The sequence below is a fragment of the Blautia sp. NSJ-140 genome (assembly GCF_022868965.1).
Taxonomy (GTDB): domain Bacteria; phylum Bacillota; class Clostridia; order Lachnospirales; family Lachnospiraceae; genus Blautia_A.
This window is the reverse complement of sequence record NZ_JALIFS010000005.1, coordinates 159,788-181,687: the sequence shown is the minus strand read 5'-3', so window position 1 is coordinate 181,687 and position 21,900 is coordinate 159,788. Positions and strand designations below refer to the sequence as shown.

20 protein-coding genes and 1 riboswitch are annotated in these 21,900 nt (G+C 45.1%); of the genes, 6 read left to right on the top strand and 14 right to left on the bottom strand.

Features of this window, described 5'->3' with window-relative positions:
• Positions 1 to 93: 93 nt before the first annotated feature.
• From MUB50_RS08045 to MUB50_RS07985, 13 genes are all read right to left on the bottom strand, one after another.
• Positions 94 to 1,884 carry an aminopeptidase P family protein gene (locus MUB50_RS08045; RefSeq protein WP_244790817.1) on the bottom strand — a complete coding sequence of 597 codons (1,791 nt, stop codon included), beginning with the start codon at positions 1,882 to 1,884 and terminating at the stop codon, positions 94 to 96.
• Between the two features lie 4 nt (positions 1,885 to 1,888).
• Positions 1,889 to 2,692: a bifunctional hydroxymethylpyrimidine kinase/phosphomethylpyrimidine kinase gene (thiD, locus tag MUB50_RS08040; RefSeq protein ID WP_110103533.1), complete on the bottom strand. Its 804-nt coding sequence runs from the start codon at positions 2,690 to 2,692 to the stop codon at positions 1,889 to 1,891.
• On the bottom strand, positions 2,689 to 3,369 hold the full coding sequence (locus MUB50_RS08035; RefSeq protein WP_244790815.1) for an HAD family hydrolase: 681 nt from the start codon (positions 3,367 to 3,369) through the stop codon (positions 2,689 to 2,691). Before MUB50_RS08035 ends, thiD begins: the two co-directional genes overlap by 4 nt.
• Before the next feature lie 205 nt (positions 3,370 to 3,574).
• Entirely contained in the window at positions 3,575 to 4,987 is a 1,413-nt protein-coding gene (locus tag MUB50_RS08030) for an amidophosphoribosyltransferase (RefSeq protein WP_244790813.1), read from the bottom strand.
• A 307-nt stretch (positions 4,988 to 5,294) separates the two neighbouring features.
• Positions 5,295 to 7,856 carry a heavy metal translocating P-type ATPase gene (locus MUB50_RS08025; RefSeq protein ID WP_244790811.1) on the bottom strand — a complete coding sequence of 854 codons (2,562 nt, stop codon included), beginning with the start codon at positions 7,854 to 7,856 and terminating at the stop codon, positions 5,295 to 5,297.
• A gap of 36 nt (positions 7,857 to 7,892) precedes the next feature.
• A complete protein-coding gene (locus MUB50_RS08020; RefSeq protein WP_118368760.1) occupies positions 7,893 to 8,204 on the bottom strand; it encodes a metal-sensing transcriptional repressor in 312 nt (103 codons plus the stop codon).
• 233 nt (positions 8,205 to 8,437) lie between these two features.
• Positions 8,438 to 9,865 (bottom strand): tRNA (N6-isopentenyl adenosine(37)-C2)-methylthiotransferase MiaB, encoded by a 1,428-nt coding sequence (gene miaB, locus MUB50_RS08015; RefSeq protein ID WP_118368747.1) that lies wholly within the window; start codon positions 9,863 to 9,865, stop codon positions 8,438 to 8,440.
• Between the two features lie 101 nt (positions 9,866 to 9,966).
• Positions 9,967 to 11,541: a cardiolipin synthase gene (gene cls, locus MUB50_RS08010; RefSeq protein ID WP_244790809.1), complete on the bottom strand. Its 1,575-nt coding sequence runs from the start codon at positions 11,539 to 11,541 to the stop codon at positions 9,967 to 9,969.
• Positions 11,542 to 11,621: 80 nt separating this feature from the next.
• Complete coding sequence (rpsU, locus tag MUB50_RS08005; protein WP_004222305.1) at positions 11,622 to 11,798, bottom strand: 30S ribosomal protein S21; 177 nt, start codon at positions 11,796 to 11,798, stop codon at positions 11,622 to 11,624.
• A 165-nt stretch (positions 11,799 to 11,963) separates the two neighbouring features.
• Positions 11,964 to 14,606, bottom strand: coding sequence for an alanine--tRNA ligase (gene alaS, locus MUB50_RS08000; protein WP_244790807.1), 2,643 nt, complete (start codon positions 14,604 to 14,606; stop codon positions 11,964 to 11,966).
• An 86-nt stretch (positions 14,607 to 14,692) separates the two neighbouring features.
• Positions 14,693 to 15,919, bottom strand: coding sequence for a tyrosine--tRNA ligase (gene tyrS / locus MUB50_RS07995; RefSeq protein ID WP_015524942.1), 1,227 nt, complete (start codon positions 15,917 to 15,919; stop codon positions 14,693 to 14,695).
• Positions 15,920 to 16,397: 478 nt separating this feature from the next.
• Entirely contained in the window at positions 16,398 to 16,877 is a 480-nt protein-coding gene (gene rnhA / locus MUB50_RS07990; RefSeq protein ID WP_244790805.1) for a ribonuclease HI, read from the bottom strand.
• Between the two features lie 77 nt (positions 16,878 to 16,954).
• Positions 16,955 to 18,223 (bottom strand): cell wall hydrolase, encoded by a 1,269-nt coding sequence (locus MUB50_RS07985; protein ID WP_118368743.1) that lies wholly within the window; start codon positions 18,221 to 18,223, stop codon positions 16,955 to 16,957.
• A 174-nt stretch (positions 18,224 to 18,397) separates the two neighbouring features.
• Here MUB50_RS07985 and MUB50_RS07980 point away from each other — a divergent pair, with 174 nt between their 5' ends.
• A complete protein-coding gene (locus tag MUB50_RS07980) occupies positions 18,398 to 18,697 on the top strand; it encodes a hypothetical protein (RefSeq protein ID WP_244790803.1) in 300 nt (99 codons plus the stop codon).
• A 19-nt stretch (positions 18,698 to 18,716) separates the two neighbouring features.
• Here MUB50_RS07980 and MUB50_RS16955 read toward each other — a convergent pair whose 3' ends face one another.
• Positions 18,717 to 18,851, bottom strand: coding sequence for a hypothetical protein (locus MUB50_RS16955; RefSeq protein WP_255638896.1), 135 nt, complete (start codon positions 18,849 to 18,851; stop codon positions 18,717 to 18,719).
• A 106-nt stretch (positions 18,852 to 18,957) separates the two neighbouring features.
• Here MUB50_RS16955 and MUB50_RS07975 point away from each other — a divergent pair, with 106 nt between their 5' ends.
• From MUB50_RS07975 to folP, 5 genes are all read left to right on the top strand, one after another.
• Entirely contained in the window at positions 18,958 to 19,314 is a 357-nt protein-coding gene (locus MUB50_RS07975; RefSeq protein WP_118368741.1) for a hypothetical protein, read from the top strand.
• On the top strand, positions 19,311 to 19,586 hold the full coding sequence (locus tag MUB50_RS07970) for a hypothetical protein (RefSeq protein WP_118368740.1): 276 nt from the start codon (positions 19,311 to 19,313) through the stop codon (positions 19,584 to 19,586). The genes MUB50_RS07975 and MUB50_RS07970 overlap by 4 nt, the downstream gene beginning before the upstream one ends.
• Before the next feature lie 220 nt (positions 19,587 to 19,806).
• A riboswitch (THF riboswitch) is annotated at positions 19,807 to 19,903 on the top strand.
• 144 nt (positions 19,904 to 20,047) lie between these two features.
• Positions 20,048 to 20,605: a GTP cyclohydrolase I FolE gene (folE, locus tag MUB50_RS07965; protein ID WP_118368739.1), complete on the top strand. Its 558-nt coding sequence runs from the start codon at positions 20,048 to 20,050 to the stop codon at positions 20,603 to 20,605.
• Positions 20,605 to 21,081: an HD domain-containing protein gene (locus MUB50_RS07960; RefSeq protein WP_244790801.1), complete on the top strand. Its 477-nt coding sequence runs from the start codon at positions 20,605 to 20,607 to the stop codon at positions 21,079 to 21,081. Before folE ends, MUB50_RS07960 begins: the two co-directional genes overlap by 1 nt.
• Before the next feature lie 11 nt (positions 21,082 to 21,092).
• Entirely contained in the window at positions 21,093 to 21,899 is an 807-nt protein-coding gene (gene folP / locus MUB50_RS07955) for a dihydropteroate synthase (protein WP_118513560.1), read from the top strand.
• The last annotated feature ends 1 nt before the right edge of the window (position 21,900 follow it).

Sequence of the window (21,900 nt, the reverse complement as noted above, 5' to 3'; positions counted from 1 at the left end):
AGTACCTCCCTGTCAGGATTTATTCTTATCCCGGAAATGATTTTATATTTCTTAAGGTATCTGCCGGAATGAAATATTAAAGTGAATTCCGGGTTATATTTCCTGTGTGGCTTTTTTTAACCAGGATTTCTCTTCTTCATTCAGATATGGGGAAATTTTTTCGTACACAAGGGCATGATACTGATTGAGCAATTTGCGCTCTCCTGCTTCCATCTGTCCCGGATCTATACCTTCCAGATCAAATGGGACCAGAGTCAGTGGCTCAAATTTCATAAACTGGCCGTAGGATGTTTTTTCGGCTTTTTTGCAGACTACAAGATTTTCGTGACGGATGCCGAATTCATTTTCCGCATAATATCCCGGTTCATCGGAGGTGATCATTCCTTCTTCCAGAACAGGCGCCGGATGCTCGGCAGGGCTTTTCCAGCGGAAGCTCTGCGGTCCTTCGTGTACATTGAGAAGATAACCTACGCCATGGCCGGTTCCGTGGTTATAATCCTCTCCCATAGCCCAGAGAGGTCCTCTGGCCAGTGTATCCAGATTCAGACCGGTACAGCCGTAACGGAATTTTGCTGCTGCCAGGTGCAGGTGTCCACGGAGTACTGCTGTGAAATATTTTTTTTCTTTTTCAGTAACCGGGCCAAGTACAACAGTGCGGGTGATATCAGTGGTGCCCTCCAGATAATGTCCGCCTGTATCCATCAGAACCAGCCCTTTTGGCTCCAGTGGAATATTGGTTTCTTCTGTTGCACTGTAATGGACAATGGCTCCATGTGCACCGTAGGCAATGATGGGATCAAAGCTGTTTCCCTGAAAATTCTCCTGTACGGAACGGAATTCATAGAGCTTATCAGCAGCGGAAAGCTCGGTGATCTTCTTCATTCCCACATTTTTCTTCAGCCAGTGGATAAACTTCACCATTGCAACGCCATCTTTGAGGTGGGCAGTCTTTTCATTCTGGACTTCGGTTTCATTTTTGATGGCTTTTGGGAGAAGGGTCAGATTTTCACCGTCCAGGACCGTTACCTGCTTCGGAATACTGCTGACCAGCCGGCTGTTTACATTGCTTCTCGAAAGATATACCTTTTTCTCTTCGGGGATCGTCTGTACATAGGTGTAAATATCATCATATGGATAAATGGCGATACCGTCTTTGGAAAGTGCCTCCTTAACAGAATCCGAAAAGGCTTTTTCATTGGCAAAAAGACGGAGCTCGCTGGCATCCAGCACAAGATAGGAAAGAACTACCGGGCAGCAGTGGATATCATTTCCGCGGATATTTAAAAGCCATGCAATGTCATCAAGAGAAGTGAGGATAAAGAGGTCTGCTCCCTTCTCTTTCAGTTTGCTGCGGATTTCCCGGATTTTGTCTGCTCTGGACCTTCCGGCCCATTTTTCGGATAATTCCATTACCGTTTTACAGGAAAGTGCCGGACGGTCATCCCAGATATTTCCGATGAGATCCTCATTTACAGAAAAACGTATCTGTTTTTTCTGAAGGATTTTTTCCAGCGACTCTGCTTCTTCTGCGCTTACGGTACGGCCATCGAAGCCGAGACACATTCCCTCTTTCAGATTTTCTTCCAGGAATTTGTGAATCGTTGGTACGTCCGGTTCTCCTATCTTAAAAAGAGTAACCGGCGTTCCCTCTAACTGCTGTGCAGCCTGGATAAAATATCTTCCGTCTGTCCAGAGTCCGGCCATGTCCTGCATGATCACGGCAGTTCCGGCAGAACCGGTAAATCCGGTGATGTATTTTCTGCATTTAAAATAATCTCCAACATACTCAGAACCATGAAAATCATCGGTCGGAACCAGATAAGCATCGATTCCCTTTTCCTTCATCTGTTTTCGAAGAGCTGTGATCCGTTCTGTAACTGTCATAATCTTATGCCTCCTCTGTATAACTGTTCTTTATCGCAAAGCCATGATCCATAGGGCCGCTTCCTTTTCCCAGATCTAACATGGCAGCAAGGGCTCCGGAAATATAGTCCTTGGCACGGTTTACAGATTCCACCATGGAAAATCCCTTTGCAAGGTTGGAAGCGATGGCTGAGGAAAGAGTACATCCTGTTCCGTGGGTGTTGGGATTGTCGATCCTTTTTCCCTCAAACCACTGATATGTTCCATTCACATAGAGAAGATCATTGGCATCATTGAGCTTATGTCCGCCCTTGCAGAGAACTGCACAGTGATATTGCTCGGAAACCTGTTTTGCAGCTTCGATCATATCATCGGCGCTTTTGATCTTCCTTCCGGTAAGCACCTCGGTTTCCGGGATATTGGGGGTGAGAAGATCTGCAAGAGGAAACAGTTCTTCCTTCAGAACATCCACCGCCTCCTCGCTGATCAGTCTTGCACCACTGGTGGCAACCATAACCGGGTCCACCACGATGTTTTTTGCCCGATACCAGCGGAGTTTTCCTGCGATCATATGGATCAGATCACTTTCGGAAACCATTCCGATCTTTACTGCATCCGGAAAGATATCCGTAAAAATACAGTCCAGCTCCTGACCCAGGAACTCTGCGGTTGCATTCTGGATGGCTGTGACACCGGTGGTGTTCTGGGCAGTCAGTGCGGTGATGGCACTCATGGCGTATACTCCGTTTGCCATCATGGTTTTAATATCGGCCTGGATCCCGGCTCCTCCGCTGGAATCGCTGCCTGCGATGGTTAATGCTGTTTTCATCTTTGGTTTCCTCCATTTTCTGTGAATATATGGTTCTGTAACTCTGTCAGATCCCGACAGTAGATATAGGCATCCTTTTTCAGCTGTTCCTGATCCGGTTCTCCCAATGCGTCATAAATACCGGCAGTCAGAAATCCTGCTTTTCCGGCAGTCTGCAACGCGTAGAGCGAATCCTCCACAACCAGCGTCCGGGATGGCTCCGATCCCAGTGCTACTGCTGCTGTAAAATAGACCTTCGGAGAATGTTTGCTTTCTCCGATCTCACTGGTGGTATAGATTTTATCAAAAAAGGAAAGAAGTCCGTTTCTTTCCAGCGCCCGGCAGATATGTTCCCTGGGGCTTGAGGTTGCCACCGCAGCCGGGATTTTCTGTTCTGCAAGACATTGAAGAAGCTCCCTGGCACCTGATTTTGCCGGGACCTCTTCAAAATAATATTTGCGGATCCGGGCTTTCAGATCCATCACGATCTTTTCTTCGGAATACTCAAGAGTAAACCTGCTTTTCAGCCAGGCCGCTCCCTGCTCCATACTCATGGGAAAAAGGATTTCGTCCATTCCCGCAACCGGCTGATATCCCAGATCTGTAATATATCGTTTTCCAAGCTCCTTCCAGACAGAAAGCGAGTCCAGAAGGACACCATCTGCATCAAATATCATGGCTTTTATAGGAAAAATCATGTTTATACTCCTGGAAATTTTTTTGTGATACTCTGTCATTGGAACATTACGAAATAATTTTCCATGACATAAAAACTGACATAAAAAACGCGGATATATCACAAAAGATATATCCGCATTTATTATAAGCCGCAGATTCTCAAAATGCAACCGGGAGTTAATGAGGCTCATCTGAAACAGTAATTCTCTGTTTTCAAAATATTTTTTATTCTTTACCGTTAAAACAATATGTGCATACATTACAAGGATCGATTCCAATGGATTCCAGAAGATCATCCAGTCTGTGATAACGGAGAGTAGTAAAATTCTGCATCTTGCAGATATCCTGTACCATCTGCTCGTATTTCTCTGTATGTGGATCTGCATATTCATCCAGAATTTCCTGCGGACAGTTGGAGCCTTCTCTTTTTTCAATCACCTGACGGGTGATCAGCTCCATCTCAGATTTGGAACGTGAGAAGTTTAAGTATTTGCAGCCGTACATGATCGGCGGGCAGGCAGGACGAACATGAACCTCCTTGGCACCGCTGCGGTACAGAAATTCAGTTGTTTCGCGGAGCTGGGTACCACGTACGATGGAGTCGTCTATGAGAAGAAGTTTTTTATCCTTGATCAGCGCACGTACCGGGATCAGTTTCATTTTTGCAATGAGGTTACGTTGGTTCTGATTGGTCGGCATAAAAGATCTGGGCCAGGTTGGTGTATATTTGATGAAAGGTCTTGCGTAAGGAATGCCGGATTCATTGGCGTATCCGATGGCATGGGCAATGCCGGAATCCGGAACACCGGCTACAATGTCCGGATGCACGGAATCGCCGTCTCTCTTTGCAAGCATGCTTCCACAGCGGTAGCGCATCTCCTCTACATTTACACCTTCATAAGAGGCTGTCGGATATCCGTAGTAAACCCAGAGGAAAGAACAGATCTTCATTTTCTTTCCAGGCTTAACCAGAGTTTTAACTTCGTCTGCTGTTACGAATACGATCTCTCCAGGGCCTAGCTCTTTATAATCTTCGTATCCAAGGTTGATATAGGCATGACTTTCAAAAGAAATACAGTATGACCCTTCTTTGTGGCCAATTTCCACAGGAGTTCGTCCCATCTTGTCACGGGCTGCATAAATTCCGTCTTTTGTCATAAGAAGCAGAGTCATGGAGCCATCGATCAGGCCCTGTACGTACTGGATACCTTCCACAAAATTGTCCTTTTCACAGATTAGTGCAGCGATCAGTTCGGTCACATTGACTGTTCCGTTGGTCATCTCCTGAAAATGTACCTTGGTCGTATTATACAGCTGCTGCAGAAGTTCATCATAATTATTGATCTTTCCCACAAAAGTGAGGGCAAAGCTGCCGATCCTGGAACTGAACAGAAGGGGCTGCGGTTCATAATCAGAAATACATCCGATTCCCATATTTCCCTTCATGGAACCCACATCTCCGTCAAATTTTGTACGGAAAGGTGTGTTCTCAATGTTGTGGATGGCACGGTCAAATCCACTTTCTCCGTAAACCGCCATACCTCCGCGTCGTGTTCCCAGATGAGAATGGTAATCCACTCCGTAAAAAAGCTCCAGTACACAGTCATCCTTCGATGCTACTCCAAAAAATCCACTCATAATGTGCTCCTCTCTACTACCATAATGCTAACGATTTTTGTTATCGTTTGTACATCCATAATCGCTATCAGTATAGCATAAGAGAATTGAAAATAAAAACCAATTTGGCGGATATTCCTGCTTTTTCAGAATAAATTATAATGATATTAGCCGGATTTATAGAAGTGGAAAATATTTTCTGTATGAGACAAAAGAAACAGCTCCGTTTTTACAGAACTGTTTCTTTGGGTCATTTGGCAAATATGCAATTTAACCGAATCAAGCAAGTCCCCTGCGGGGTTGCGAATATCCGCTTGACAAGTCCGGATTATTCCTGGGTGATTCCCTTAAACTCGTAACCGGCTTCCTTGATCACTTCTTCAACCTTTGCCTCGTCAACCTTCTCAGGTACAGAGAATACAGTTGTTCCGTTCTCGTGAGAAGAAACTACGTCTTCTGCTCCGAAAGCTGCCTGGATGGCTTTGTTTACGTGTGCCTCACAGTGTCCGCACATCATTCCTTCTACATTGATTGTTACCTTTACCATTGTTTTGTTCTCCTTTTCTTCTTTTATATTTTCATCATGACTGATGTGTAATGTTACCGGATTTTTGATCGTTTTGTCTTTGGCTGCATTGTGGACCTGAAACAGATTCAGACGCAGTGCATTTGTTACAACACAGAAGCTGGAAAGACTCATGGCCGCAGCTCCGAACATCGGATTCAAGGTCCATCCGAAAAGCGGGATCCAGACACCTGCTGCAAGGGGAATGCCGATTATATTGTAGAAAAATGCCCAGAAAAGATTCTCATGGATATTCCGAAGTGTGACGCGGCTTAAACGTACTGCCGCTGGAACATCGCTTAACTGGCTCCTCATCAGAACGATATCTGCCGCATCAATGGCAATATCTGTTCCTGCACCGATGGCAATTCCGATATCGGCTCTTGTAAGTGCCGGCGCATCGTTGATACCGTCACCGACCATGGCAACCTTTCCCTGCTCCTTCAGAGTGCGGATCACACTTTCTTTTCCATCCGGAAGAACTCCTGCGATCACATCGTCAACTCCTGCCTGAGCTCCGATGGCTTTTGCGGTACGCTCATTGTCACCGGTAAGCATAACTACACGGATTCCCATGTTCTGAAGCTCTTTTACTGCACGGGGACTGTCTTCCTTGATTACATCCGCAACTGCGATGATTCCCAGAAGTTTTCCGTTTCGGGTGAAAAGAAGGGGTGTTTTTCCCTGCTCTGCAAGCTGATCGGCTCGCCTGTTAAGGTCTGTGGAAACCTTTGTCTGGCTGCTGATAAATTTCATGCTTCCGCCTGTCAGTTTGTCACTTCCAAGCACGGCAGAAAGTCCGTTTCCCGGAAGTGCCTGGAATCCGGTTACTTCATCTGCGACAAGTTTCTCTTCCTCTGCTTTTTTGAGAACTGCTTTTGCCAGAGGATGTTCGCTTTTTTTCTCCAGTGCACAGGCAAGTGTGAGAAGTTCTGTTTCTGTGACTCCCTCTGCCGGAAGAATATCGGTTACTTCCGGCTGTCCGCTTGTGATGGTTCCGGTTTTATCCAGTGCGACGATCTGGACTTTTCCGGCTTCCTCAAGGGAAACGGCCGTTTTGAAAAGAATTCCGTTCTTGGCACCCATACCGTTACCGACCATAATGGCAACCGGTGTTGCAAGACCAAGTGCACAGGGGCAGCTGATGACCAGCACGGAAATTCCCCTTGCCAAAGCATAACCGAAGGTCTGTCCTGCAAGAAGCCAGATGATCGTTGTGATCACTGCGATAGTGATCACTGCCGGTACAAACACGCCGGAAACACGGTCTGCGATCTTTGCGATCGGTGCCTTGGTGGCTGCCGCGTCGCTGACCATTTTGATGATCTGGGAAAGGGTGGTATCCTCTCCCACTCTGATTGCTTCACATTTAATAAATCCGGACTGATTCACAGTTGCCGCGGAAACCATATCTCCGGCTTCTTTGTCCACCGGAATACTCTCTCCGGTCAGCGCGGATTCGTTAACTGCTGTGGTTCCTTCCAGGATCACTCCGTCCACCGGAATATTCTCTCCCGGGCGGACAACAAAAGTTTCTCCTTTCTGAACCTGTTCGATGGGAACGGTAAGTTCCTGCCCGTTTCGTACTACAACTGCAGTTTTTGGTGCCAGTTTCATAAGACTTTTTAAAGCATCGGTAGTCTTTCCTTTGGAACGGGCTTCCAGCATTTTTCCTACAGTGATCAGTGTCAGGATCATGGCTGCGGACTCAAAGTAGAAGTCCATCATGTAATTCATAACTGCGGCAGAATCCCCGTTTACCTGTGCTCTTGTCATGGCAAACAGTGCATAGACACTCCACAGGAAAGATGCCATAGAGCCGAGGGCTACCAGAGTATCCATATTCGGGGAACGGTGCCACAGGCTCTTAAATCCGTTGATAAAGAATTTCTGGTTGATCACCATAATGATGCCAGCCAGGAGCAGCTGTACCAGTCCCATGGCTACATGATTGCCGTCAAACCATTTCGGCAGCGGCCATCCCCACATCATATGTCCCATGGAGAAATACATCAGCACCAGCAAAAATCCTACGGATGCGATGAGACGTCTCTTTAAAACCGGAGTCTCATGATCTTCCAGCGCTTCTTCTGCTGCAGACATGGAAATCTTTGCTCCGGCAGCTCCGCCCTTTAAGGATGCACCATATCCGGCGGCTTCCACTGCGGCAATGATCTCGCCGGATGAAGCGGTTCCCTCAACTCCCATAGAATTGGTCAGAAGGCTGACGGAACAGCTATTCACCCCCGGAACTTTTGATACGGCTTTTTCCACACGGGCAGAGCAGGCGGCGCAGCTCATACCAGTTACATTATATTGTTCCATTTTCTTTCAGTACCTCCTAAAATCCAGTTTATCCCTTTATTTCATCAGCTTCTGGAGGGTTGCTACCAGCTCATCAATGGTCTCATCCTTACCTTCCCGGATATCCCGGGCAACGCAGGTGCGGATGTGGCTGGCAAGCAGCTCTTTGTTGAACGCATTGACTGCAGCATTGACTGCGGCAGACTGGATTAAGATATCATTACAGTAGGCATCATTCTCCATCATTCCTATAATGCCTCTGATCTGGCCTTCAATACGTTTCAGACGGTTGATCAGCTTTTTTTTCTCCTCTTCTGAACGTGCAGTGTGTTTTTCACAGCAGCAGGGACAGACTTTCTTTTCAGACATAAGCTGTCTCTCCTTTCTCATAAATACCCTCGTGGGGTATCCTCTTTATATGGAACAATATATACCCTAATGGGGTATTTGTCAATAGAAAACAGTATTTTTATAGTAAAAAAGCCCGCTCATCCGATATTGGCAATGAGCGGGCAATATAAACTTATATTTAACTGAATCAGGTAAGCCCCCAACGAGGTTGCGAAAAGCAATAAGCAGTGGGTGGGGACTTGTCTATAATTTTACTCTTCCACGATATGTCCGAAATAATAGAACCCCTTGCAGGTATCCAGGCTTACTTTTACATATTTGCCGATGAGATCTTTTTCTCCCGGGAAATGAACCAGAAGATTATGCTGGGTACGGCCAGTAAGAGTGCCCTTCTCCCGGTTTTCATCTTCTACCAGGATTTCCTGTACACTTCCCTGGAAACGGGAGGAATTTTCCCGGCCCTTTTCCTGTACCAGGGTAAGAAGACGACTGAAACGGTCTTTTACCACATCCTCCGGCACTTGATTTTCCATGCCGGCAGCAGGGGTTCCGCTTCGTTTGGAATAAATAAATGTGAAGGCGGTATCGTAATTTGCTTTTCTTACAACATCCAGTGTTTCCTGGAAATCTTCTTCTGTTTCTCCCGGAAATCCGACCATGATATCTGTTGTCAGTGAAATATCCGGGATCGCCTTACGAATCTTATCTACCAGTTCCAGATATTTCTCCTTGTCGTAACGGCGGTTCATTTCTTTTAAGACTCTGCTGCTTCCGGACTGCAGCGGAAGATGCAGATGGTGACAGATCTTCTGGCTCTCTGCCATGGTCTGGATCAGTTCGTCGGAAAGATCTTTCGGATGTGAAGTCATAAAACGGATACGCTTCAGCCCTTCGATCTTTTCCACCTCTTTCAGAAGTTCTGCAAAGGTCACCGGTGTTTCCAGAGTTTTTCCGTAGGAGTTTACATTCTGACCAAGAAGCATGATCTCAGTAACGCCATCTGCCACCAGTTCTTCGATCTCGCGGATGATGGCCTGTGGCTCGCGGCTCTTTTCGCGGCCGCGGACATAAGGAACGATGCAGTAGCTGCAGAAGTTATTGCAGCCAAACATTACGCTGACTCCTGTTTTGAAGGAGTATTTGCGGGAAGTTGGCATGCCCTCTACGATCTCATCGGATTCCTTCCAGATATCAATGATCTGGTCGTCGGTCTGCAGCGTCCGGTAAAAAAGCTCCGGGAATTTGTGGATATTATGGGTTCCGAATACAAGATTTACATATTTATAATCCTTGCGGATCTTTTCCACTACGTGATGTTCCTGCATCATACATCCGAACAGTACGATCTTCATATCCGGGTGATCTCGTTTGATGCGCTTTAAATGTCCAAGATGTCCATAAATCTTCTGATTGGCATTTTCACGGACTGTGCAGGTGTTAAATACAACTGCATCGGCATCCTCGGTATCGACCATTTCATATCCCATTTTTTCCATGATGGCCGCAATAGACTCTGTCTGAATGGAGTTCATCTGGCATCCTTCGTTCTGGATGTGGAAGGTGGGACGTTTCGTACTGCTTTTGGCAAGAAGCTCTTTACATTTTTCAATGTACTGAAGCTGGATCTCTGTTTCTTTGTTCTGACTCAAATCAATTCCTCCAATAACTAAAAATTTCATATGTATCTATAAATTATTTTTCTTTAGACAATATCAGACGGGAGCATTTAACTCCCGTCTGATATATCATACAGAATTTACAGTTGTCTGTCAAAGAGTTTTTATAATAGCGGTGCAAAAACTCTCAGTACGTTCTGAATGGCACGTACCACAATATTTCTCTTCTGGCAGAATGCCAGATCAATGGGATCACAGTACTCCAGGGTTTCTGTAAAATCATCCCGGATGTCCAGGACCACATCATTTTTATACATCCAGACACCATCTTCAAAATGCAGATAAAGGCTTCGGTAATCCAGATTTATGGTTCCTACGACGCCTACTTTGTCATCGCAGACAAAAGATTTTGCATGTAAGAATCCCGGCTGGTATTCGTAGATCTTTACACCTGCTTCCAGAAGCTGTTTATAATAAGACTGTGTCAGCAGGAAGACCATTTTTTTGTCCGGGATGCCTGGTGTCATGATCCGGACATCTACACCGCTTTTTGCAGCGAGGCACAGGGCGGTCATCATCTCATTATCTATGATCAGATATGGCGTGCAGATATAAACATAGTTTTTGGCGCGATTGATAATATTAAGATAAACGTTCTCTCCTACGATCTCATCGTCCAGGGGGGAATCGCAAAATGGCTGGACATAACCGCTTCCCGGAAATTCGTTGGGGTGCCACCTGTGCGGAACATAATTTCCGAAATCAAGAGAAGTATCTGTTCTGGTAACGATTCCCCACATATACAGGAACATAGCTGTCATATTCCAGACGCCTTCTCCTTTCAGCATAACGGCTGTATCCTTCCAGTGGCCAAACCGTTTTCGCTGATTGATATATTCGTCAGCCAGGTTGATGCCGCCGGTAAAACCGGTCCAGCCATCGATCACACAGATCTTACGGTGGTCACGGTTATTCTGGATAATATTAAGAATCGGACGGAATCGGTTGAATACTTCGCATTTGATCCCCCGCTGGCGCATCTCCTGATCATACTTGTATGGCAATGTGGTAAGGCAGCCGAAGCCGTCATAGATCAATCGGACATCCACTCCTTCTTTAGCCTTTTTTTCAAGGATATTAAGGATCGTCTGCCACATTACCCCGTCATTTATGATGAAATATTCGATAAAAATAAAATGCTTTGCCTGCTCCAGTTCATGCACCAGAACCGGAAACATATCATCTCCTACCTGGAAATACTCTGCTGTGGTATTCTCGTGAACCGGATATCTGGAATATTGCCAGATATAATCCGACTGGATTCTCATGGAACGGTCGTCTTCGTTTAAACGTTTTCTTGTGAGCTCTGAGCCTTCCAAGTATTCTGCAGTTTCATCAATAAGATTCTGATAATGCTGTTCCATCACAGTACCGATCCTTGATTTACCGAAAAGAAGGTACAGGGAAACACCAAATACCGGAAAAATAAGGATCAGCATCGTCCAGGCGAGCTTATAGGATGGATTGATCTTTTTATTTACGATCCACAGAACAACCAGAAAACCTATGGCCTGCATTCCGATCGTCACCCATCTGGAGTATTCCATAATCCGGAAAAGGGCGATCAGCAGCCATGCCAGCTGCACAACAAGAGCCAGAGCTACATAAAAAATTCGATTAAATAATAATTTAAGGAGCGATCGCAATGGTTTGATAATCAGTTTAATAAACAAATTCATATTTCTTTCCTTCGTCAAACGTTCCTGTTTCTATTTAATTAAAAATCCCTGACCATACAGCCAGGGATTTTTGCGCACAATTAATTATATTTACGTTTTCTTGCGGCTTCAGATTTTTTCTTACGACGAACGCTTGGCTTCTCGTAATGCTCTCTCTTACGGATTTCCTGCTGGATTCCCGCCTTAGCACAGCTTCTCTTGAATCTGCGAAGAGCGCTATCTAAAGTCTCGTTCTCTTTTACGATAACGTTTGACATAGACTCACACCTAACCTCCCTCCAGTTGTAGATTGTGCTAAAATACAACTGTCTGGGTATTTTTCTTGCACGAGTGTTATTATATAGCATAACATGTGCTTTCGTCAACATCTTTTTCGATTTTTATGAAAAAAATGTCAAAACTGTAAATCACGCGCAACTATGTTATTTTGTGAGCTGTTTTTCAAGGATTCCTGCTGCTGCGTCCATAGCTTCCTGAGCCTTTTCCGGATTCTTTCCGCCGGCCTGTGCCATGTTCGGACGTCCGCCGCCGCCACCGCCAACGATCGCTGCCACTGCTTTGATCAGGTTTCCTGCATGAGCGCCTGCTTTCTGAGCTGCATCCGTTGCCATTGCAAGAAGATTAACCTTGCCGTCGTTTACTGCTGCAAGAAGGACAACACCTTCGCCAAGCTGCTCTTTCAGTTTATCACCCAGGTCTCTGAGACCGTTCATGTCAACGCCCTCAACTTTGGCTGCAAGGAGTTTTACGCCGTTTACTTCAACGACTTTATCCATGACATCGCCAAGTGCACTCTGGGCAGCTTTACTCTTGAGGGATTCATTTTCGCTCTGAAGAGCCTTTACCTCAGCCTGCAGGTGGCTGATCTTTTCTACAACCTCGGCTGTATTGGCCTTTAATGCTTTTGCAGCCTCATGGAGAAGCTCTTCCTGCTTTCTGTAGTATTCGATAACTGCTTTGCCGGTAAGTGCCTCAATACGGCGTACACCAGCTGCGATACCGGATTCGGAAACGATCTTAAAGAGCAAGATGGAGCTTGTATTCTTTACATGAGTACCACCACAGAGCTCTTTGGAAAAGTCTCCCATGGATACTACACGTACCTTCTGGTCATATTTCTCACCAAAGAGAGCCATTGCTCCGGATTTCTTTGCTTCTTCCACATCCATGACATCTGTATGGACATCAAGACCTGCCTGGATCTCTTTGTTTACAAGATCTTCTGTTGCCTGGATCTCTTCTGCTGTCATTGCCTGGAAATGAGCAAAGTCAAAACGAAGTCTGTCCGGAGTTACCAGAGAACCCTTCTGCTCTACATGGGAACCAAGAACAGTTTTCAGTGCTTTCTGAAGAAGATGTGTTGCACTGTGGTTTTTCTCGGTATCTTTTCTTGCTTCTTCGTTTACCTGCAGGGATACTGTCTCACCTGAGGAAATCATACCGGATTCCATATGTCCTACATGACCGAATTTGCCACCGCGGAGTTTGATGGTGTCCTCAACAACAAACTTACCGTTTGCAGTCTCGATCACACCGGTATCACCTTCCTGTCCACCCATTGTTGCATAGAAAGGAGTCTGCTCTACAAATACGGTACCCTTCTGTCCCTCTGTGAGAGAATCTACGATCTCCGTTTCTGTGGTAAGGACAGTAACCTTGGAATCAAAGGTAAGATGATCGTAGCCGACGAATTCTGTTGTTACATTTACATCGATATCATCGTATACGGTTGCGTCTGCACCCATATAGTTGGTTACTTCACGGGCAGTACGTGCCTTGACTCTCTGCTCTTCCATTGCCTTCTGGAAGCCTTCCTCGTCAATGCCGTAGCCTTTCTCCTCAAGGATCTCTTTTGTAAGGTCAAGAGGGAATCCGTACGTATCATAAAGCTTGAATGCGTTGTCACCGGAAAGAGTCTTTTCACCTGCTTTTTTCATATCCTCTTCCATGTCGGAAAGGATGCGAAGTCCCTGATCGATAGTTTTGTTGAACTGATTCTCCTCATTTGTGAGTACACGGAAGATGAACTCTTTCTTCTCCTCAAGCTCCGGATATCCGGCTTTGGAGCTCTCAATTACCTGTGCACTTAATTTGGCAAGGAAAGTCCCCTCAATACCGAGAAGACGTCCATGACGTGCTGCACGGCGGATCAGACGGCGGAGAACATATCCACGTCCCTCATTGGTAGGCATGATTCCATCGGAGATCATAAATGTTGCGGAACGGATATGGTCCGTGATCAGACGGATGGAAACATCATCTGCGTAGTTTTTCTCATATTCTTTATGTGCGATCTCGCATACAAGATTACGAAGTGCACAAATTGTATCTACATCAAAAATAGAATCTACATCCTGAACAACTACAGCAAGACGCTCAAGTCCCATACCGGTATCGATGTTTTTCTGTTTCAGGGTTGTGTAGTTTCCGTTTCCATCGTTCTCGAACTGTGTGAAAACGTTGTTCCATACTTCCATGTAACGGTCGCAGTCGCAGCCTACCGTGCATCCGGGTTTGCCGCAGCCGTATTTCTCTCCGCGGTCATAATAGATCTCAGAACATGGACCACACGGACCTGCTCCATGCTCCCAGAAATTATCTTCTTTTCCGAAACGGAAAATACGTTCAGACGGAATCCCTACCTCTTTGTTCCAGATATCGAAGGCTTCATCATCATCCTGGTAAATGGATGGGTAGAGACGGTCTGCATCAAGTCCTACAACCTCTGTAAGAAACTCCCAGGACCAGTGGATGGCTTCTCTCTTGAAGTAATCACCAAAAGAAAAGTTACCAAGCATTTCAAAGAAAGTACCGTGACGTGCGGTTTTACCTACGTTCTCGATATCTCCGGTACGGATACATTTCTGGCAGGTTGTCACTCTTGTTCTTGGCGGCTTCTCAGCACCTGTAAAATATGGCTTCAGCGGAGCCATACCTGCGTTGATCAGCAGAAGACTCTTATCTCCCTGAGGAACCAGGGAAAAGCTTTTCATTACAAGATGGCCCTTGCTTTCCATAAAGTCAAGGAACATCTTACGAAGTTCGTTCACTCCGTACTTTTTCATGTTGTTATCCTCCTTGTGTCAACCCTACCTGTCAGCATTTCCGGAATGCGGTAGCTTTATCCCGGAAATGTCACAGATATGGGAAATTATTTTACACAGATCTTTTTGAATTTTTTCTTGCCTCGTTTCAGAACGATTCCGTCCCCTGCAAAAGCATCCTTCTCAACCGTGTGGTAAATGTCGGTGAGCTTCTCACCATCGATGGATACACCACCCTGCTGGATCGCACGGCGACCCTCGGAACGGCTTGGTACCAGTTCTGCTTTTACAAGAAGTGTGATCAGGTCGATTTTTCCTTCCTCGTCAAAATCTTCCTCTGAAAGCTCTGTTGTAGGCATATGAGAAGTATCTGCACCTGAGAACAGTGCACGGGCACCCTCCTGTGCTTTCTTGGCTTCCTCCTCACCATGTACAAGCTCTGTCAGCTGGTATGCAAGGATCTCCTTGGCTTTGTTCAGCTCGCTGCCTTCCCATTTGGCCATCTCGTCGATTTCCTCAAGAGGAAGGAAGGTAAGAAGACGCATACATTTGATAACGTCAGCATCGTCTACATTTCTCCAGTACTGGTAGAAATCGAACGGGGATGTCTTATTCGGATCAAGCCATACAGCTCCGGACTGTGTTTTTCCCATTTTTTTGCCCTCAGAATTGAGAAGCAGTGTGATGGTCATGGCATAGGCATCCTTGCCAAGCTTACGGCGGATCAGCTCAGTACCGCCAAGCATATTGCTCCACTGGTCATCGCCACCGAACTGCATGTTGCAGCCATATTTCTGGTACAGCATGTAGAAGTCGTAGCTCTGCATGATCATGTAGTTAAATTCCAGGAAGCTTAAACCTCGCTCCATACGCTGTTTGTAGCACTCTGCTGTCAGCATACGGTTTACGGAAAAGTGAGCGCCTACCTCACGGAGAAGCTCTACATAGTTAAGGTTCATAAGCCAGTCAGCATTGTTTACCATAAGAGCTTTTCCATCAGAGAAATCGATGAAACGGCTCATCTGCTGCTTGAAGCAGTCAATATTGTGCTGGATGGTTTCTTTTGTCAGCATCTGACGCATATCGGTCCTTCCGGACGGATCACCGATCATTCCTGTTCCGCCGCCAAGAAGGGCGATCGGACGGTTTCCTGCCATCTGCAGCCTTTTCATCAGGCAAAGAGCCATGAAGTGACCTACATGAAGGCTGTCTGCTGTAGGGTCAAAGCCGATATAGAATGTGGCTTTCCCGTTATTTACCATCTCTTTGATCTCATCTTCGTCTGTAACCTGTGCGATCAGGCCACGTGCTTTCAGTTCTTCCCAAACTGTCATTGTTCTTTCCTCCTGTATAGTCATATAAAAAATGCCCGGTTCCTGTCCGTTTAGGACGAGAACCGGGTCCCGCGTTACCACCTAAATTTACAGAAAACTCGCATTTCCTGCCTCATAAAGTGAATCTACATCCCGCTATATCCATATATCAAGATATAAAACCACTTCAGCACAATAACGGGTGCCATTCCGTCGCAGCCTATCTATAATACGTTATTACTATAAAGTTTATATTTTACAGTATCAAGTCCCGATTCGGTGCGCAGCTCCGGGATGTATTCACAGAAGTTCTACCCTGCGCCTCTCACCTGCCGGCTGCTCTCTGTGGGGCTTTCCTCAAGCTACTTCTTCCCTTCCAAGCCTTTTACTATACTATATGAAGTATACAAACTGCTTTTTTGTTTGTCAAGAAATTTTAATATTGCTTTGACAACTTAAAGTGGCAGAATATTACTATTCACTCCGTTCTCAATTTCTGTTAGCCATTTATTCCCTCATCTACGTAAAGGTCATTGCTGTCTGCCGCTGATGTGGCAAGCTGATCACACCGTTCATTTAACGGATTATCCGCATGTCCCTTAACCCAGTGGAAGCTTACCTGATGCTGCTCCTTGGCCTTTAAAAGGCGTTTCCAGAGATCTACGTTCTTCACATCTTCGTTTTTTCCACGTTTCCAGTTTTTCTTCAGCCAGGAATCGATCCAGTGCTGATTAAAAGCATCTACCAGATACTTGGAATCGGAATACAGCTCCACCTGGCAGGGACGGTTCAGTGCTTCCAGTGCTACGATAGCTGCCATTAACTCCATCCGGTTGTTTGTAGTTTTTTTGTATCCTCTGGACAGCTCACGCTCATGTAACTGACCTTTGGTATCAATATACTGAAGAACCGCTCCGTAGCCTCCCGGTCCGTCCGGATTTCCCCGGGCCGCACCATCAGTGTAGATTTTTACCTGCATATTTGATTCTCCTTAAATTTTTGATTTTATGTCCATACGCCTGTTTGTTCAAAGTTTACTGCCGGAGACTATGTTGTTTATACCCAGTCTACAAAAAATGTATGGCCTTTATAAGTTTCATATTTCACTTTGCTGAAATTCAGATTCTGGTTCCAGAAATAGCTGGTCATCATGAAATACATATAATTAAAATCTTTCTGTTTAAATCCGCTGAGTGTTCTGGCTTTGCCGGAAGTAACATGTTTATTGAAAATAGTCATGGCTTCCCTTGCAGCCTGATAGGCAAGAGTACGGTTCTCGAACTGACCATTGAGTCGTTTAAGAAGGGCACCGTTCCTCACTACAGAATACTGCGGAGTTGTACTGCTTCCGATATTCTCATAGATCACACCGCGGATCGTAGACGGAAATTCTCTGTCTGATTTGATCGTACGATTCAGAACACAAAGTGCTACTGCTTCCATTCCAATCTTGCCCTGATCTCCTGCCTCTGATTCACAAAGTGCGGCCAACAGTGCTTCATCGGATGTCTTGCCGTTGACTATTCCGGGATGGCTCTTATATTCTTTTACCATAGTGTAATATCTGCTGTTTTTGGTATCGTAAACTTTGACATTTCCATTGCTGACATTTACATTTGGTTTGGTAGTCTTCGCAGTGGCCACTCCGTTTGCTGCGATGGAGTATGTAATTCCATTCACTGTCACGGAGGTACTTACTGCCATGACACCGTTGGATTTAAAATAATATTTTTTCTGATCGATGGTTTTCAGACCGGTGCACATATAACCGGTATCAGGAGCAAAATAGTAGCTGATATTTTTGGATTTGTTTTTTACCCATTTGGTCGCCATATAACCGGAAGTTTTGTAAAAATAACGTTTCTGCCCTTTGCTGTTGGTGAGCCAGCCGGTTGCCATAATGCCTCCGCCTTTTGTGAAATAACGCTTTCTTCCATTGCTGCAGTTTATCCAGCCTGTGGTAAGCTTACCTGTTTTGGGATTGAAATAACGCTTATGGCCTTTGGAATCTGTCATCCAGCCGGTTGCCATAACACCCTTGCCTTTTGTAAAATAGTATGTATATTTGCCATTGACTTTCATCCAGCCCTTTACCTGTACTCCGGTCTTTGTGTTAAAGTAGTACTTGTATCCGCCCAGGGTCATCCAGCCTTTCTGCTTGCTCCCATCACTTTTTATGTAGTATGTTTTTCCACCGATAGTTTTAAAGCCTGCAGTGGCAGCCTGTACCTCTTTTGCAGAAGCAGAAAAGACTGTGCTTCCCACGATCATCAGCATGGCAAGCATCAGACCCTTCAGCCATTTTTTTGTTCTGAAACTCTTCATAATTTTCCCCATCTCCTGTTTTAGATATAAAAGCTAGTTTGTCTCAAAAATTACAAAATTGTTACATTTCGTTTATTATATCGTAATGAATAAACACTGTCAACTTTTTTGTAACTGTGGACGGACTCCTGCCATATGATGAAGTGTAAATAAAATTTGCTGGAGGACTTATCGATGAGTGACTTAGCGGCTACCAATTGTGGATGTGATTGCGGATGTGGATGTGATTCCGGATGCAGCACGGGATGTGGATGTAACAATAACTGTGGCTGTAATAATAGCTGCGGAACTTCCCTGTTTGGAAACGGTGGAAACAGCTGCTCCTGTATCCTTTGGATCATCTGTCTGATGTGCTGCTGCGGAAACAACAATGGCTGTGGCTGTAATAACAACGGCTGCAACGACAGCTGCTGGATCATCATCCTTCTTCTGCTTTTGTGCGGAAATGGATGCGGCTGCAACAATTGCTGCTGATCTTTTGAAAAGGCAGAGGTCATTTCCTCTGCCTTTTCTGCTGCCGTTTTTCTGCCTCCTCCTGTTTCTTTTTTTTCTCTTCCAGACATTTCAGATCTATCTCATAAAAAGAATTTCCATCAATGACAAGTTTCTGTTTTTTTTCAGATTCCATAACCGCATTCCTTTGAAAAATTTCTTCTATATATAATATGACCAGGGAAGGTTTCTGTCATATTTCTTTCTGCAAATTCATAGATTTCAGGAAAAAGGACTTTTTTATGGAACAGGAGCCTATCGCACGTACTGCTCTGGATGAAATGGTGGAAAGTGACCAGAATCAGATGCTGAAGGCTATGATCCCGTACCTTCCTTCTTCAGGGCAGCAGTTTTTATCTGTGTATACGAAAGTCCAGGAACTATGGAATACCATGTCACTTTTTCAAAGTAGCCGTAAAACAGCCGATCTGCAGGCTACCGGTTTTTCCGGAACCGATCCTCTGGAAATGCTGCAGGATATCCGTAAGTGCTGTGGCGGAGAAAATCGCCGTCAGATCGATCATATCACCAGTCTTATGGCTACGATCCAGATGCTTCGGATCATGAATGAAGATTCGTCAGGAGGTGAGAATCCATGAGTGATGACTGGAAAAATAATCCCCGGCTTTCCGGAATGGACCCTCAGAAGCTTTCAATGCTTCAGGGTCTGGCAGATCAGGGATTGGGGAAAAATCCGTCCGAACTTCTGCCATTTATCATGGGTGCAGCTTCTAAAGGAAAAAATGCGGGCTTAAATTTCAGCTCTGATGAGATCTCCACTATCATAGAAGTTCTGAAAATGGGGAAAAGTTCAACAGAGGTAGCTAAGCTTGACAGAATTGTGAATCTGATGAAAATGATACGTCATTAACAGCTCTGCGATCCCGGAACAGCATTTTTTCTGTTCCGGGATTTTCCACTTTATAATTCTTTTTATATTTGCCGGAATATAATCTGCAAAAATCTGACATATCTATAGATTCTATCGCATAATTCATAGAACATATTCCCTATTTTTGTGATATTTTTTTATCATTTTCCCTTTCTTCTTATATCAGTATATGGTATACTTGTCCATGAAATGAATGATATGCAAAATAGGATTTTATGCGTCAAGTGTTTGGCGAATGGGGAGTTGTCGCCAGAACGAAAAGTACGTCTTACGGTATGAGATCCGCACCCGTTGCAGCAATATAAGAGAATATCTCATATTGTGTAGGGCTTTTTCGACATACGTTCTATTACAATTGGAGATATCTTTTTTTATGCGCAAAAATAAAAGAGACAGTCTCCGAAAAACGTGATTTTTTTAACAAATGGAGGTTGTTATTTATGGTAGACAAAGCAAAAGTTGAAGAGGCGATCAAGCTTCTTCTCGAAGGAATCGGCGAAGATGTAGACAGAGAGGGACTGCAGGGAACTCCGGAACGTATCGCCCGTATGTGCGAGGAAATTTATGGCGGACTTGATAATGAAGCGGATGAACATCTTCAGAAACAGTTTCATGTAGAGAACAATGAAATGGTTCTGGAAAAGGATATTACCTTTTATTCCATGTGTGAACATCATCTTATGCCTTTTTACGGAAAAGCTCATATCGCATATATCCCAAATGGCAAGGTTACCGGCTTAAGCAAGCTGGCCCGTACCGTTGATGTGTACGCAAGAAGACCGCAGATCCAGGAACGTCTGACTGTGCAGATCGCAGATGCGCTGGAACGTGTCCTCGCTCCAAAGGGAATCATGGTTATGCTGGAAGCGGAGCATACCTGCATGACCATGCGTGGAATCAAAAAGCCGGGAAGCAAAACGGTTACGACTGTCACCAGAGGTGAATTCAAAGAAAATATGGAGCTTCAGAAACAGTTCCTTGCTATGGTTAAGGACTGATGGACAGAGTAAATCAGATCTGGAATCATCCGCTCTATCAGAATGAGCTTAATAAGCTTCAGTTGCTGGAAGCTGACCGTGAATTCTGCAGACATACACCGGAGCATTTTTTGGATGTGGCACGCCTTGCCTATATCAGAGCACTTGAGGAAAATGCTCCTGTTTCAAAGGAACTGATCTACTGTACTGCTCTTCTTCACGATATCGGACGGGCCAGACAGTATGAAGATGGTACGCCTCATGATGAGGCCGGCGCTGCTATTGCCGGGCAAATATTAAATGAACTTGGATTTTCTATGGAAGAAATCGAAGTGATCGTTTCGGCAATACGTGGTCACAGAGCTCAGACGGATCAGACAGTTCTTGGAAAACTGCTTTATACTGCGGACAAAAGCTCCAGAAACTGTTTTTCCTGTAAGGCAGAGTCGGAATGTTACTGGTCTCCTGCCAAAAAAAATATGACGATCCAATATTAGGAGGTTTTTCCATGAAAATCGGAAATCGTGAGTTTGATGTAGAAAATAAAACATATATTATGGGTATCTTAAATGTCACACCGGATTCTTTCTCAGATGGCGGAAAATGGAATGATATGGATCATGCCCTGAAACATACAGAAGCTATGATCGCCGAAGGTGCTGATATTCTGGATATCGGTGGGGAATCCACACGTCCGGGGCATACACCGGTTGGTGCACAGGAGGAGATCGAGCGTGTTCTTCCTGTTATCGAAGCAGTAAAAGGGCGTTTCGATATCCCCATCTCTGTAGATACTTATAAGGGATGTGTTGCGGAGGAAGCCCTGAAACATGGAGCAGATCTTATCAATGACATCTGGGGACTGAAATATGATCCTGAAATGGCTCCTGTCATTGCCAGATATCAGGCTCCCTGCTGTCTGATGCATAACAAAGACAATACCGAATACAATAATTTTATTGTGGATATGCTGGCAGAAACCCAGGAATGTGTCAATATCGCCAAACGTGCAGGTATTGCCGATGATAAGATCCTCCTTGATCCGGGTGTCGGATTTGGCAAAACATATGAGATGAACCTGATGACCATGGATAATCTGGAGCTTTTCCGAAAGCTGGGATATCCGGTGCTTCTTGGCACCTCCAGAAAATCCATGATCGGACTTGCGCTTGATCTTCCTGTAGATCAGCGTGTAGAGGGAACCCTTGCCACATCGGTGATCGGTGTTATGAAGGGGTGTGCATTTGTCCGTGTTCATGACATCAAAGAAAATAAACGTGTCATCCAGATGACAGAAGCTATTCTTGGGCGCTAGG

Excerpts from the sequence above, each read along its gene's own strand:
- MUB50_RS08035 (WP_244790815.1), bottom strand. The coding sequence starts at position 3,369 with ATGATTTTTCCTATAAAAGCCATGATATTTGATGCAGATGGTGTCCTT.
- folE (WP_118368739.1), top strand. The coding sequence starts at position 20,048 with ATGGTAGACAAAGCAAAAGTTGAAGAGGCGATCAAGCTTCTTCTCGAA.
- folP (WP_118513560.1), top strand. The coding sequence starts at position 21,093 with ATGAAAATCGGAAATCGTGAGTTTGATGTAGAAAATAAAACATATATT.
- rpsU (WP_004222305.1), bottom strand. The coding sequence starts at position 11,798 with ATGTCAAACGTTATCGTAAAAGAGAACGAGACTTTAGATAGCGCTCTT.
- tyrS (WP_015524942.1), bottom strand. The coding sequence starts at position 15,919 with ATGACAGTTTGGGAAGAACTGAAAGCACGTGGCCTGATCGCACAGGTT.
- alaS (WP_244790807.1), bottom strand. The coding sequence starts at position 14,606 with ATGAAAAAGTACGGAGTGAACGAACTTCGTAAGATGTTCCTTGACTTT.
- miaB (WP_118368747.1), bottom strand. The coding sequence starts at position 9,865 with ATGAAATTTTTAGTTATTGGAGGAATTGATTTGAGTCAGAACAAAGAA.
- MUB50_RS08045 (WP_244790817.1), bottom strand. The coding sequence starts at position 1,884 with ATGACAGTTACAGAACGGATCACAGCTCTTCGAAAACAGATGAAGGAA.
- MUB50_RS07985 (WP_118368743.1), bottom strand. The coding sequence starts at position 18,223 with ATGAAGAGTTTCAGAACAAAAAAATGGCTGAAGGGTCTGATGCTTGCC.
- MUB50_RS08030 (WP_244790813.1), bottom strand. The coding sequence starts at position 4,987 with ATGAGTGGATTTTTTGGAGTAGCATCGAAGGATGACTGTGTACTGGAG.
- cls (WP_244790809.1), bottom strand. The coding sequence starts at position 11,541 with ATGAATTTGTTTATTAAACTGATTATCAAACCATTGCGATCGCTCCTT.
- MUB50_RS08025 (WP_244790811.1), bottom strand. The coding sequence starts at position 7,856 with ATGGAACAATATAATGTAACTGGTATGAGCTGCGCCGCCTGCTCTGCC.
- MUB50_RS08020 (WP_118368760.1), bottom strand. The coding sequence starts at position 8,204 with ATGTCTGAAAAGAAAGTCTGTCCCTGCTGCTGTGAAAAACACACTGCA.
- MUB50_RS07980 (WP_244790803.1), top strand. The coding sequence starts at position 18,398 with ATGAGTGACTTAGCGGCTACCAATTGTGGATGTGATTGCGGATGTGGA.
- MUB50_RS16955 (WP_255638896.1), bottom strand. The coding sequence starts at position 18,851 with ATGGAATCTGAAAAAAAACAGAAACTTGTCATTGATGGAAATTCTTTT.
- rnhA (WP_244790805.1), bottom strand. The coding sequence starts at position 16,877 with ATGCAGGTAAAAATCTACACTGATGGTGCGGCCCGGGGAAATCCGGAC.
- MUB50_RS07960 (WP_244790801.1), top strand. The coding sequence starts at position 20,605 with ATGGACAGAGTAAATCAGATCTGGAATCATCCGCTCTATCAGAATGAG.
- MUB50_RS07970 (WP_118368740.1), top strand. The coding sequence starts at position 19,311 with ATGAGTGATGACTGGAAAAATAATCCCCGGCTTTCCGGAATGGACCCT.
- MUB50_RS07975 (WP_118368741.1), top strand. The coding sequence starts at position 18,958 with ATGGAACAGGAGCCTATCGCACGTACTGCTCTGGATGAAATGGTGGAA.
- thiD (WP_110103533.1), bottom strand. The coding sequence starts at position 2,692 with ATGAAAACAGCATTAACCATCGCAGGCAGCGATTCCAGCGGAGGAGCC.